The organism is Pantoea vagans (assembly GCF_004792415.1).
GTDB lineage: Bacteria > Pseudomonadota > Gammaproteobacteria > Enterobacterales > Enterobacteriaceae > Pantoea > Pantoea vagans.
The window spans coordinates 1710093-1722743 of record NZ_CP038853.1 but is presented as its reverse complement, the minus strand read 5'-3'; the positions used below and the strand labels follow the sequence as shown (position 1 = coordinate 1722743).

13 protein-coding genes are annotated in these 12651 nt (G+C 56.6%); 6 read left to right on the top strand and 7 right to left on the bottom strand.

The window, feature by feature from the left end:
• Nucleotides 1–112: 112 nt before the first annotated feature.
• Complete coding sequence (cutC, locus tag EGO56_RS07945) at nucleotides 113–865, bottom strand: copper homeostasis protein CutC (RefSeq protein WP_135908385.1); 753 nt, start codon at nucleotides 863–865, stop codon at nucleotides 113–115.
• 85 nt (nucleotides 866–950) lie between these two features.
• Between cutC and EGO56_RS07940 the strand changes: the two genes are divergently transcribed.
• Complete coding sequence (locus EGO56_RS07940; protein ID WP_135908383.1) at nucleotides 951–2096, top strand: MalY/PatB family protein; 1146 nt, start codon at nucleotides 951–953, stop codon at nucleotides 2094–2096.
• Here EGO56_RS07940 and EGO56_RS07935 read toward each other — a convergent pair.
• Complete coding sequence (locus EGO56_RS07935; RefSeq protein WP_135908381.1) at nucleotides 2093–2656, bottom strand: VOC family protein; 564 nt, start codon at nucleotides 2654–2656, stop codon at nucleotides 2093–2095. The genes EGO56_RS07940 and EGO56_RS07935 overlap by 4 nt on opposite strands.
• Nucleotides 2657–2967: 311 nt before the next feature.
• Here EGO56_RS07935 and EGO56_RS22605 point away from each other — a divergent pair, with 311 nt between their 5' ends.
• From EGO56_RS22605 to EGO56_RS07915, 5 genes are all read left to right on the top strand, one after another.
• Nucleotides 2968–3090, top strand: coding sequence for a hypothetical protein (locus EGO56_RS22605; protein ID WP_009089698.1), 123 nt, complete (start codon nucleotides 2968–2970; stop codon nucleotides 3088–3090).
• A gap of 209 nt (nucleotides 3091–3299) precedes the next feature.
• A complete protein-coding gene (argS, locus tag EGO56_RS07930; RefSeq protein WP_135908379.1) occupies nucleotides 3300–5030 on the top strand; it encodes an arginine--tRNA ligase in 1731 nt (576 codons plus the stop codon).
• A gap of 90 nt (nucleotides 5031–5120) precedes the next feature.
• Entirely contained in the window at nucleotides 5121–6068 is a 948-nt protein-coding gene (locus EGO56_RS07925; protein WP_135908377.1) for a LysR family transcriptional regulator, read from the top strand.
• A 124-nt stretch (nucleotides 6069–6192) separates the two neighbouring features.
• Entirely contained in the window at nucleotides 6193–7191 is a 999-nt protein-coding gene (locus tag EGO56_RS07920) for an aldo/keto reductase (RefSeq protein ID WP_135908375.1), read from the top strand.
• A gap of 101 nt (nucleotides 7192–7292) precedes the next feature.
• Complete coding sequence (locus tag EGO56_RS07915) at nucleotides 7293–7625, top strand: HigA family addiction module antitoxin (RefSeq protein WP_135908373.1); 333 nt, start codon at nucleotides 7293–7295, stop codon at nucleotides 7623–7625.
• A gap of 158 nt (nucleotides 7626–7783) precedes the next feature.
• Here the strand turns inward: EGO56_RS07915 and flhE are convergent, their stop codons facing one another.
• The 5 genes from flhE to cheY all read right to left on the bottom strand — a co-directional run bounded on the left by flhE (nucleotide 7784) and on the right by cheY (nucleotide 12648).
• A complete protein-coding gene (flhE, locus tag EGO56_RS07910) occupies nucleotides 7784–8176 on the bottom strand; it encodes a flagellar protein FlhE (RefSeq protein ID WP_135908371.1) in 393 nt (130 codons plus the stop codon).
• The gene (flhA, locus tag EGO56_RS07905; RefSeq protein ID WP_135908369.1) at nucleotides 8176–10275 is read right to left on the bottom strand and encodes a flagellar biosynthesis protein FlhA; all 2100 of its coding nucleotides are present in this window, start codon (nucleotides 10273–10275) and stop codon (nucleotides 8176–8178) included. The genes flhE and flhA overlap by 1 nt, the downstream gene beginning before the upstream one ends.
• Complete coding sequence (gene flhB / locus EGO56_RS07900) at nucleotides 10268–11419, bottom strand: flagellar biosynthesis protein FlhB (protein WP_013358223.1); 1152 nt, start codon at nucleotides 11417–11419, stop codon at nucleotides 10268–10270. The genes flhA and flhB overlap by 8 nt, the downstream gene beginning before the upstream one ends.
• 188 nt (nucleotides 11420–11607) lie before the next feature.
• A complete protein-coding gene (cheZ, locus tag EGO56_RS07895) occupies nucleotides 11608–12249 on the bottom strand; it encodes a protein phosphatase CheZ (protein WP_013358224.1) in 642 nt (213 codons plus the stop codon).
• Between the two features lie 9 nt (nucleotides 12250–12258).
• Complete coding sequence (gene cheY, locus EGO56_RS07890; protein WP_010258559.1) at nucleotides 12259–12648, bottom strand: chemotaxis response regulator CheY; 390 nt, start codon at nucleotides 12646–12648, stop codon at nucleotides 12259–12261.
• Nucleotides 12649–12651 lie beyond the last annotated feature (3 nt).

Sequence of the window (12651 nt, the reverse complement as noted above, 5' to 3'; positions counted from 1 at the left end):
TATCATAAACCTTTGTTTCGGATAAAAAGAACCCCAGCAAGCATACTGGGGTTTGGTACTTGCAAACACCACGTCAATGATCGGCGTGCTGCGCGGCAAAATCTGTTGTGGTTCAGGCAACCCGAACGGTGCTCATCTGCATCACGCTTTTCATCGCCTCAACCACATCGCCGTCTACACAGTAGCGGCTGAACTCGTCGGTTTCGGCTTCTGAACACATGGAGACCCCCGCTTTGCGGTAGCGCATCGGTGACGCCATCAGGCGGCTGGCCGAGCTGTGGACTTCATCAATCCCCATGTCGAGAAACTTTTGCAGGTTGCTGAGACGCACGCCCGCACCCGCCATAATGATAGGACCGGTACTGGTCTCATTTAGTTCCCGAAGTAATGCAATTCCGTTTTCAGCGCTCTGCTGCTGACCGGATGTCAGAATGCGCGCCACCCCCAAATCCGTTAACGCTTCCAGTGCGCGCTTAGGGCTGTGACAGAGATCGAAGGCGCGATGAAAGGTTACCGCCAGACCCTCACACAGCGCCATAATCTGTCGCATCTGGCCCTGATGAATATGGGCGTCCTCATCCAGCATCCCAATCACCAGACCGGGAAAACCGAGTTCACGGATTAACGCCACATCCGATTTCATCGCCTCGAATTCACGTGCGGTATAACAAAAATCGCCACCCCGTGGCCGGACAATAGGATGAACCGGAATCGAAACCTCGCGCCGGGCGGCATTCAGCATCCCCGCCGACGGCGTCAGGCCGCCTTCACGCGGTGCGGCACAAAGTTCAACCCGATCAGCGCCCGCCTGTTGTGCGGTCACGGCGCAATCCACGCCATAGCAGCAAATTTCCAGTGTGGTCATTCTCTTCTCCTTTACATGACTCTGGTTCAAGGCAGATTCATCAGTTAGTCTGGCTGCTGGAATGAGTTTACCGGGAAAGTTAACTATGGCATTCAATTTCGACCAACGGATAGACCGTCGTCACAGCGATAGCCTTAAATGGAACAAATATGCGGACCAGGACATTCTGCCGTTGTGGGTGGCAGATACGGATTTCCGATCGCCTGACTGCGTTATCGAGGCAATTAAGACCCGCGCCGCGCATGGGATTTTTGGTTATGGCGATACGCCGGTTGAGTTTATTGACAGTGCGATAGCGTGGCTCGCCTCACGCTATCAGTGGCACGTTAATCCGGAGTGGATTGTAGTTTTGCCGGGCGTGGTTTGCGGACTGAATCTCGCCGTGCGTGCGTTTACCGCACCGGACGAGCTGACGATTGCCCCCACGCCCATCTATCCGCCGTTTCGCGGTTCGGCAAAACTGGCAGAACGGCGTCAGCTCAGTCTGCCGCTGACGCTGCAACAGGGGCGCTGGGTAGTGGATATGGATGCGGCTGACGATCAGCTCACCGGCAAAGAGCGACTGTTAATGCTGTGCAATCCGCAGAATCCGGGCGGCACCGTTTATCGCCGCGACGAACTGCAGGCACAGCTGGAATTTGCGCAGAAGCACGATCTGATCGTCTGTTCCGACGAGATCCACAGCGATCTGCTGCTGGAGCCGGGCGCTGAACACATTCCGTTTGCGTCGCTGAGTGAAGATGCCGCGCAGCGCAGTGTCACGCTGATGTCACCTTCCAAGAGCTTTAATATTGCCGGTCTGGGTGCGTCCATTGCCATTATTCCTAATGCCGAATTGCGTTCGCGCTTTAACCGGATGCGACGCGGGATTGTGCCGGATGTGGATATTCTGGCGCTCGCCGCTGCGGCAGCGGCATGGCGCGAAGGTGAACCCTGGCTGCAGGCGCAGAATACCTACCTGCGCAGTAACCGTGACTGGCTGGTGTCACAGGTCAATAAAATGACCGGCCTGTCCGTCGCCGTGCCGGAAGCGACCTACCTGGCCTGGATCGACGCCAGTGCGCTGGGCGTGGCCAGCCCTGCACTCTATTTTGAGAAGCACGGACTGGGTTTATCGGCCGGACGTGAGTTTGGCAATGACCAGTTTGTCCGGCTCAATTTCGGCTGCACTCGTGCGCTGCTGGATGAGGCCGTTGCGCGCCTGAAGCGCGCAGTAGCCGCCCGTATCTAGTTCTGCTCGCTGGCGACAATTTCTTCCAGTCGCCATGGGTGAAACTTGATTGTCGTCTGCCCGTCCGTTACCGCCAGGGTCGGATTGGGCAGACGCTCATTCTCGCCCTTTGGTGAGCTGGTTTTAAATGAAATACCCGGCTGCGTCAGCGCGTCATCGGAGAGCAATGCCATCGCGCGCATGCCCAGCGTCTGATGATCGCCGCGCAACACCACCTCAATATGCTCCCAGCCTTCATGGCGGTAACGCTTTTCACCCGGCCATGGCAGCTCAACCACATCAACCTGCCTGCCCGCCACCAACAGCGGATCATGTAGTTTAAACAGGCAAATCTGTCGTCCGTTGATCATCGCTGCCGAAAACTCAGTACCAATCTGCTGCAGGCCTTGCTGCCAGCGCATCGCCGTCGTGTCCTGATGACAACGCACCGCAATATGGTCAACGTCCAGATCGTTAAGGCGCAAACCCAGTCTCTGCGCAAAAATTTGCAACGATTCTTCAAAACGTTCCAAATCTGTCTTTAAATCATCCAATTCTGACGGAAAAGATCGCTCAGCCACCGGGATTCCTCTCTATTTGTTTAGCATTTATAATCAGTCTGGTTTATTGTGCGCCGCGTGTCCGGCGTCACAAAATGGTAAGATTCATCTTATTTGGACCGGAATTTAACGCAAAACCGTATAATAACATCTTTCATTTCGGATTTATCCCCTGTTTAGGACCATGAGTTCCTTGATGAAAGCAGTCTAATATATTGATTTAAATCAACTTCTTTAATACAATAAGATAACTCTTATTTGAAGAGCAAACAATTGCAGCCTCCCCCACCTTCCTATAAATTTGACCTAACACAACCAAAAGGAATGGCTCTATGTCTATGCTCATCGTTGTCGCTGTCCTGATCGCACTGATGGGGTTTGCAATTTCCCGCCATTGGAAGGTGCGCGAAGATAAAAGCGTAAAGAACCCACGCCGTCATCTGCGACGTCGTTAACGCCTCCGGGAAACATCTTCTTCAGCTCTGTTTCCCCGCTTCATCCAACTGCTGACGCCCACCCACATTTCACGTATACTTTTCCCCTCATTTTTTTCCGTTTTGTCTGCCCCATCCGTTTCTATCAATTCGTTACGCGATGCGCTCAGGCAAGATGATGACAGCCCGGCTTTTGGTCCGGGCGTTGTTCAGCACATGAAGGTAACTCGGTGAATATTCAGGCACTTCTTTCCGCAAAAGTCAGTCAGGCAATGGTTTTAGCCGGCGCACCCACCGATTGCGAACCGCAGGTTCGCCAGTCTGCCCGGGTTCAGTTTGGAGACTATCAGGCCAACGGCATTATGGCCGTGGCGAAAAAGCTGGGACAGGCACCGCGACAATTAGCGGAAGCGGTGATTCAGCACCTCGACCTGACCGGCATCGCCAGCAAAGTTGAAATTGCCGGACCGGGCTTCATCAATATCTTCCTCGACCACAACTGGCTGGCAAAGCATGCCCGCGAAGCACTAAGTCTGCCGCGTCTTGGTGTGCAGCTGGCCGAACCCCAGACCATTGTGGTCGACTACTCTGCGCCCAACGTTGCGAAAGAGATGCACGTGGGCCACATCCGCTCCACCATCATTGGTGATGCGGCGGTGCGCACGCTGGAGTTTCTGGGCCATAAGGTGATCCGGGCGAACCACGTTGGCGACTGGGGTACGCAGTTCGGCATGCTGATTGCGTTCCTGGAAAAACAGCAGAATGAAAACCACGCTGAGATGGCACTGGCCGATCTCGAAGGCTTCTACCGTGAAGCCAAGCGCACCTACGATGAAGATCCTGAGTTTGCCGAGCGTGCGCGCAGCTATGTCGTGAAACTCCAGGGTGGCGATGAGTACTGCCGCCAGATGTGGAAGAAGCTGGTCGACATCACCATGAGTCAGAACCAGAAAATCTATGACCGCATGAACGTTACGCTGACGCGCAATGACGTGATGGGTGAAAGCCTTTATAACGATATGCTGCCTGGCATTGTTGCCGATCTGAAACAGAAAGGTCTGGCTGTTGAAAGCGAAGGCGCGACCGTGGTGTTCCTGGATGAATTCCAGAACAAAGAAGGTGAGCCGATGGGCGTCATCATTCAGAAAAAGGATGGCGGCTACCTCTACACAACGACTGACATCGCCTGTGCGAAATACCGTTACGAAACGCTGAAAGCCGATCGTGTGCTCTATTACATCGACTCCCGTCAGCATCAGCATCTGGTTCAGGCGTGGACTATCGTGCGTAAAGCGGGTTATGTGCCGGAATCGGTACCGCTGGAGCACCATGCGTTTGGCATGATGCTGGGCAAAGATGGCCGTCCGTTTAAAACCCGCAGCGGCGGCACTATCAAGCTCTCCGATCTGCTGGACGAAGCCTGGCAGCGTGCCTACACGCTGGTGCGTGAGAAGAACCCGGAGATGAGCGAAGCGGAAGTCAAAGCGCTGGCGGAAGTGATGGGCATCAGCGCGGTAAAATACGCTGACCTGTCAAAAAGCCGCACCACCGACTACATCTTCGACTGGGACAACATGCTGGCGTTTGAAGGCAACACGGCGCCTTACATGCAGTACGCCTACACCCGCGTGCTCTCCGTATTCCGCAAGGCAGGCATTGATGCCGATTCGCTGGATGCAGAGATCGTGATTAGCGAAGAGCGCGAAGCACAGCTGGCAACCCGTCTGCTGCAGTTCGAAGAGGTTATCACGCAGGTGGCGCGCGACGGTACACCACACGTGATGTGTGCTTATCTCTACGATCTGGCCGGTCTGTTCTCTGGCTTCTACGAGCACTGCCCGATTCTCAGCGCAGAATCAGACGCGACGCGTCTGAGCCGACTGCAGCTGGCCGCGCTGACCGCGAAGACGCTGAAGCAGGGTCTGGATACGCTGGGTATCGACACCGTCGAGCGCATGTAATCGCTGCAACGGAGAGGGAATTCCCTCTCCGTTGCTGACTTCACACGTTTCCCCTACACTCCCTCACTCTTTCAGCAGCAGGATGGCGCCATGTCTTTAGCCGCGCATCTCATCAGCAGCCACCTTCCCACCATTAAACAGTTACAGTGCTTTCTGGCGGTCGCGCACGAGCTTAATTTTCGCCGGGCCGCAGAACGCCTTAGCATGACGCAGCCTCCGCTCACCCGTCAGATTCAGAGTCTGGAAGATCTGCTGGGCCAGCCGCTGTTCAGCCGTACGACGCATGAGGTCACCCTGACTGAGTCTGGCCGGGCGCTGGTTACGAAAGCGGAAGCGATCCTTATCGCACTGAATGCGCTAAAAGAGGATGCGCAGCCTGTCGCAGCACAGCTGCGTATCGGGCTGACCCGCACGCTGAATTTCGAACTCATCGCGCCGCTTAATAAGCAGCTCGCCAGTTTTTATGCCAGCGACGAGATGGAGATGCCCAGCCTCACTTCGGCTCAGTTGCTGCAGTGCCTGGCGAAAAATAGCCTGGATTTGATCCTGACCGGGGAAAAAGGTCCGGAAGCGGAAGATGCCGTCCGGTACGCCTGGGTATACCGTGAGCCACTGTGGGTTGCGATGCCGTCAGCACATCCCGCCAGCCTGTCTGAAAACGTTGCGCTGGAGGCGCTGGCTGACCTTCCACTTTTCTGGTTTGCGCGCAGTGCCAATCCGCAGTTTTACGATAAATGCGAGCGCTACTTCGCCACGCTCCGCGTCACACTGAAACGGGTCAGAGAGCCAGAAGATTCCCTGCTGATGCTGGCACACATCGCCAGAGGCAAAGGGTTTGCGCTGATGCCGCAGTCAAAATGCACCTTTAATCAGGCAGGACTCTGTTACCGGCCACTGACTGACGATGCAGCTAAACAGCTGTCAATTGACGTTTATGCGGCGATTCGCGCCGATGAAACCCGTGCGGCAGTAGTGAATGCGCTGATCGCACTCTCGCAGCCTGCTGAACCCGAAACCCCCGCCCATCCGCGCGACTAAGTCGCTGTGCTATCCGTACCCATATTGCCTGAAACTCGCTGATACCTTTTCTGCATGACGGAAGGAGCAATTCCATGCTTCGGCCTACGGTGAAACAATCGCGTCTCACTTACGAGGAGAGACAATGAAAAAGCGAACGTTAACTCAGGGTCTGGAGGTCAGCGCTATCGGTTATGGCGCGATGGGGCTCAGCGAATTTTATGGTCAGACCGATGACCGTCATTCCCTGCAACTGCTCAGCCAGCTGCGCGACCTGGATATCACCTTTATCGATACCGCCGACCTTTACGGGCGCGGCCACAACGAGCAGTTGATAGGCCAGTTTCTTGCCGGGCTGAGCAAAGCCGAACGGCTGAAATTTACCGTCACCACCAAATGTGGCATTGAGCGTCCGGCGGACGAGGCCTATGCCCGCACCATCAATAATCAGCCCGACTACATCACCCGCAGCTGCCATGCTTCCCTGAAACGGCTGGGCGTTGAGCGTATCGATCTCTTTTATCTGCATCGCATCAGCCCGGCGACACCGATTGAGGAGAGCATACAGTGTCTCAGCCGTCTGGTGCAGGAGGGGAAGATCGCCCGGATTGGGCTGTGTGAAGCCTCTGCTGCAACGCTGAGTCGGGCGCACGCGATCCATCCGCTGGCCGCGCTGCAGACGGAGTATTCACTCTGGACACGTGACATCGAAGAAGAAATTTTGCCGATGGTGAAAAAGCTTGGCATCGGACTGGTGCCCTACTCACCGCTGGGCAGAGGTTTTCTGACGGGTAAATATCGCAACAACAGCGATTTTGCCGAAGACGATTTCCGCAAAAACAATGACCGTTTCCAGCAGGACAATATCGACCACAATCTGCAACTTCTTAACGCGGTAACGCCGCTGGCGGAGAAATATCACGCCACCACCGGGCAGATTGCGCTGGCGTGGTTGCTGGCCCAGTATGAAAAAATTGTGCCGATACCGGGCACTAAACAGATTGCTTATCTCACTGAGAATGCGCAGGCCGCGGATATCAGGCTGGAAGAGGATGACGTGCGGTTGCTGAATACGATTCATCAGCAGATTGAGGTCAAAGGCGGTCGTTATTCTGAGGAGGGAATGAAGGGCGTTAACGCCTGAAGACATATTGCGCACTTGCGCACTGTGCTGCGGTGCGCTAGCCTGCTGCCTGAATGAAAGAGCCTTATCAACCTCTGTCAGTAAATAAAGAGAGCAAGACTATGAACCAGGCGACACGCAAACCGACCACTGTTGGCGATGTATTACTTTACGAATATCTGGAGCCAACCGGCCTGAAGATTCTCGACTTAGCGGAGATGCTCAAGGTGCACCGCAACACGGTCAGTGCCCTGGTGAACAACAACCGGAAGCTGACGCCGGATATGGCTTTCAGGCTGGCCGCCGCCTTTGACACCAGCGTTGAGTTCTGGCTTAACCTGCAAAACAGTGTCGATATCTGGGAAGTCATGCATGACACCAGGGCTCAGGAGGAGATCAGCCGTGTAACGCCCTTAAAGGATTTTCTGACGCAGAAAGAGAATCAGGTGGCGTGAAAGTTTTATCACGCATAGGGTCATGACAGAGCGTCGAACAGGTGCATCATCTGGCAGGCGTGCCAGGTCAACATCATTTCACAGCCAGCACCATCATGAAAAAGGGAGCCAGACGGTGTTCGTCTGTCTCCCTTTTCATCAACTCAGCAGCAAGACTTTTACTGATAATTAACCATGACTTCGCTGCTCACCACCCGCAATCCGGGTGGCAGCGCCCCGCTGCCGGCAAAACCAAACACCATATGCAGGGTTTCGCCAGCGTTGAGATGTGCCAGCCCGCGCGTGGTGCCGCTGGCACCCTCAAGCGTGGTGCAGCGCTGCTCGCCGCAAAGCCGCACTTCCAGGCCCGACGGCGCTGGTCTGCTCAGCTCATAACGCCAGTTAATGATGCTGACCTCCCCGCCGACATCGGCGGGTGGCGTCAGCGGCTGCGCCCGTTGCCAGCTGCCGCGATTCGCCAGCAGCGGGCCGTTGGCCGTGGCACTCCAGGCACCACCGGCCGCCTGAGCCAGCATCGGCAGCATGAAAAGCACCATCAGCAGCCCGCGCATTATTTGCCTCCGATGGTGGCAGTCATACGGATCTGGCGATTGTCGCTCAGCTCCAGATTCGAGAGCACCACCAGCTGCGGCAGATTGCGGCGCAGGAATCGCGCCAGCAACGCACGCAGCGGATGATTGACCAGCAGCACCGGTGGCGCGCCCAGCATCTCCTGACGCTGCAATGCCGCCTGTGCCTGACTTAACAGTCGATCGGCCAGACCCGGCTCCAGGCCGCCACCGCCCTGCAATGCCTGTAACAGCAGACGCTCCAGTGTGGAATCCAGCCCGATGACCTGCACTTCTTCATTGCCCGGGAACCACTGCTGCGTAATCGCACGGCCCAGCGCCACACGCACCACGCTGGTCAGCTCCTGCGGATCGCTCTGTACCGGCGCATGCTCCGCCAGCGTTTCAATAATGGTGCGCATATCGCGAATCGAGACCCGCTCCACCAGCAGGTTCTGCAGTACCTTATGCAGCGTGGTCAGCGAGATCACCCCCGGCACCAGATCTTCAGTTAGCTTCGGCATCTCCTGCGTCACGCGATCCAGCAGCTGCTGCGCTTCCTGACGGCCAAACAGCTCGCTGGCGAACTGGCCGATCAGATGGTTAAGGTGTGTTGCGACCACGGTACTGGCTTCTACCACGGTAAAGCCCTGAATCTGCGCCTGCTCTTTCAGCGCGCTGTCGATCCAGACCGCCGCCAGACCAAAGGCCGGATCGACAGTCGCTTCACCCGGCAGACTGCCGGCAGCCGTGCCCGGGTTAATCGCCATCCAGCGGCCAGGATAGGCATCACCACTGCCAATCTCCACCCCTTTCATCAGGATGCGATAGCGCGCAGGTGGCAACTCCATGTTGTCACGGATATGCACCACCGGCGGCAGGAAACCGACATCCTGCGCAACTTTCTTACGGATACTGCGGATACGGCCCAGCAGCTCGCCGTTTTGCTGATGATCGACCATCGGAATCAGGCGATAGCCCACTTCCATGCCCAGCGTATCTTCCAGCTGTACATCGGTCCAGGAGGCTTCGGTGGCGGCTGGCGTGTCCGCCGCCGCTTTGTTGCTGATGCTGCCAGCAACGTCCACTTTCTTCCTCGGCTGCGTTTCGCGTCCGCGCAGCCACCAGGCCAGACCCAGCAAGGCGGCGGTGAACAGCAGGAAGACGAAGTTAGGCATGCCAGGCACCAGACCCAGCAGGCCAATCACCCCGGCGCTGAGCATCAGTACGCGGGGATCCTTAAACAGCTGGGTAACCATCTGCTCGCCGACATCCTGATCGGTGGCGACGCGCGTCACGATAACACCGGCTGCGGTAGAGATAACCAGCGCCGGGATCTGGGCAACCAGACCATCACCGATGGTCAGCAGCGTATAGGTCTCTGCGGCGTGCCCGACATCCATACCGTGCTGCACCACACCCACCAGCAGGCCGCCGATGACGTTGATCACCATGATCATGATACCGGCGACGGCATCACCACGAACGAACTTACTGGCCCCGTCCATCGAACCGTAGAAGTCCGCTTCCTGGGTCACTTCAGCACGGCGGCGTTTCGCTTCATCTTCACCGATCAGACCGGCGTTGAGGTCGGCATCGATCGCCATCTGCTTACCGGGCATCCCGTCCAATACAAAGCGCGCGCCCACTTCGGCGATACGACCTGCACCCTTGGTGATAACCATGAAGTTGATGATGACCAGGATGATAAACACCACGATACCGATGGCGAAGTTACCGCCCACCAGGAAGTGACCGAAGGCTTCAACGACCTGTCCTGCCGCGGCGGCACCGGTGTGCCCCTCCATCAGGATGATACGGGTTGAAGCCACGTTCAGTGCCAGACGCAGCAAAGTAGAGAACAGCAGAATGGTCGGGAACGCCGCAAACTCCAGGGTCCGCTGGGTGAACATCGACACCAGCAGGATCATGATCGACAACGCAATATTAAAGGTGAACAGCAGATCAAGGATGAACGGCGGTAATGGCAGAACCATCATCGACAGGATCATCAGGATCAGCACCGGACCAGCCAGCACCTGCCACTGCATATCTTTAAAGTTGCCCGGTAAACGTAGTTTTGCGGCCAGGTTATTAGCCATCGTTTTTGCTCTCTCCTGCAAAGTCCATCTCTGCCGGAACCGGCAGGTTTTTTGGTTTGGTTGGGATCAGGCCGCCTTCGCGCTTCCAGCGACGCGACTGCCAGACCCACGCCAGTACTTCGGCCACGGCAGCATAGAGCGCGCCGGGGATGTGCTGACCAATTTCGGTATGCCGGTATAGCGCACGCGCCAGCGGCGGTGCTTCCAGAACCGGGATGCGGTGTTCGGCAGCCAGTTCACGAATTCTCAGGGCGATCTCGCCCGCGCCTTTGGCCACAACCTTCGGCGCGCTCATCTTCTTCTCGTTGTACTGCAATGCCACCGAGTAGTGCGTCGGGTTGGTGACGATGACATCGGCTTTTGGCACATCGGCCATCATTCTGCGTCGCGCGGCGGCGCGCATCTGCTGCCGGATACGCCCTTTAACGTGCGGGTCACCTTCCTGCTGCTTATGCTCGTCGCGGATCTCCTGCATCGACATCTTCAGCTTTTTGAAGTGGCTGTAGAGCTGCCAGAAGACGTCATATCCCACCATCGGGATCAGCCCGAGCATCACCAGTGAACAGCAGACCGCGATCATCTCCATGCCGTGAATCAGCGCGGTGACGGGCGCCTCACTGATCAGTCGCAGCATCTCCGGCCAGTGGCTCCAGATGTACCACCAGCCCACTGCGCCGACCAGAATGGTTTTGAGGATGCCTTTAAACAGTTCGGTCCAGGCCTGCGCGGCGAACATCCGCTTGAACCCCGCCATCGGGCTCATCTTCTTCAGGTCGAACTTGATCGATTTACCGCTGAAAACAAGTCCGCCCAGCAGCATGGGCGCGGCAATCGCCACCAGCACCAGACCGCCCATCAGCGGCAGCAGGGCCATCAGTGCCTGGGTGATCAGGCTGCCGATGTGGCTGACGATAATTTTGTCATCCCTGACCATGCCGTGGTCAAAACGGAGTCCAGTGGCGACCATGGCCGCCAGCCGGTGCGCCATCATGTTGCCGCCCATCCACAGGATCATGATGCCAGCCAGCAGCATCAGCAGTGACGTCAGTTCGCGCGAACGCGGAATCTGGCCCTCTTCACGTGCTTTCTCAAGTCGGTGGGCCGTGGGCGATTCTGTTTTGTCTTCGTCGCTATCTTCAGCCACGACAAACCTCGGTTGGCAGGAATTCTGAGCATAGGATGCCAAATCTGGCTTAAGTTAAAGCGGAGATAAGATGGGGAAAACAGGCGTTCTTTCGGGGATGGGTCTGACAATGCGGAACGGGGCCACCCGAAGGTGACCCTGTTTTATAACGCCGGGAGCCGTTTTGTCCGCCCGCAGGCGGACGAAGCTTAGAACCCTAAGCTGTCCAGCAGGTCATCAACCTGATCCTGGTTCGCCACCACGCCCGGTGCATCGGCGTGGATCTGCGGTCCATTCAGCAGGCTGGTGCCTTCCTGACGCTTCTCAGCGCTGACTTCTGGCATGTTCTCCAGCAGCACCATTAACAGCTGGCGCTCAATTTCCTGGATCACATCCATCATGCGCTTGATCACCTGACCGGTCAGGTCCTGGAAATCCTGCGCCATCATGATTTCAAGCAGCTGCTTGTTGGTAAAGGCGGTGTGCTCAGGCACGGCGGTGAGGAATTCGCGCGTATCCGTCACCAACTCCCGCGCATCACCCAGTTCAATCGGGTTTTCAAACCACGCATCCCAACGCCCTTTCAGCTGGGTTGCCCCGGCTTCCATCTTATCCTGATGGGGTTGTGCTGCTTCAACACAGTTCAGCGCACGGTCGGCGGCCTGCGCCGTCATCTGCACCACATAATCAAGACGATCGCGGGCATCAGGAATGGCTTCAGCTGCATCGGCAATGGCTTTATCCAGCCCCAGCTCGCGCAGACTGTCGCGCAGCATGCGCGTCAGTGAGCCAATACGTGAAATGATGTCGTGTGCCGCGGCATCCTCAGTTGGTTTCGGAAAGTCGCTCATCACATCCCCTTACATGCCCAGTTTTTCGAAAATTTTACCCAGCTTCTCTTCCAGGGTTGCCGCAGTGAATGGCTTCACGACATATCCGCTGGCTCCCGCCTGCGCGGCGGCGATAATGTTCTCTTTCTTGGCTTCCGCGGTCACCATCAGCACCGGCAGCGAACTCATCGCCGCGTCGGCACGAATAGTCTGCAGCAGCTGCAGGCCATCCATGTTTGGCATGTTCCAGTCGGAAATCACGAAGTCGAAACCGCCCGCTTTCAGTTTGCCGAGGGCATCCACACCATCTTCCGCTTCTTCTACGTTATTGAAGCCCAGCTCTTTCAGCAGGTTACGCACAATACGACGCATCGTATTGAAGTCGTCTACTACCAAAAAGCGCATGTTTTTATCAGCCATATC

Coding starts and splice junctions, on each gene's coding strand:
- cutC (WP_135908385.1), bottom strand. CDS start 865: ATGACCACACTGGAAATTTGCTGCTATGGCGTGGATTGCGCCGTGACC.
- EGO56_RS07940 (WP_135908383.1), top strand. CDS start 951: ATGGCATTCAATTTCGACCAACGGATAGACCGTCGTCACAGCGATAGC.
- EGO56_RS22605 (WP_009089698.1), top strand. CDS start 2,968: ATGTCTATGCTCATCGTTGTCGCTGTCCTGATCGCACTGATGGGGTTT.
- EGO56_RS07925 (WP_135908377.1), top strand. CDS start 5,121: ATGTCTTTAGCCGCGCATCTCATCAGCAGCCACCTTCCCACCATTAAA.
- EGO56_RS07920 (WP_135908375.1), top strand. CDS start 6,193: ATGAAAAAGCGAACGTTAACTCAGGGTCTGGAGGTCAGCGCTATCGGT.
- EGO56_RS07915 (WP_135908373.1), top strand. CDS start 7,293: ATGAACCAGGCGACACGCAAACCGACCACTGTTGGCGATGTATTACTT.
- flhE (WP_135908371.1), bottom strand. CDS start 8,176: ATGCGCGGGCTGCTGATGGTGCTTTTCATGCTGCCGATGCTGGCTCAG.
- flhA (WP_135908369.1), bottom strand. CDS start 10,275: ATGGCTAATAACCTGGCCGCAAAACTACGTTTACCGGGCAACTTTAAA.
- cheZ (WP_013358224.1), bottom strand. CDS start 12,249: ATGAGCGACTTTCCGAAACCAACTGAGGATGCCGCGGCACACGACATC.
- cheY (WP_010258559.1), bottom strand. CDS start 12,648: ATGGCTGATAAAAACATGCGCTTTTTGGTAGTAGACGACTTCAATACG.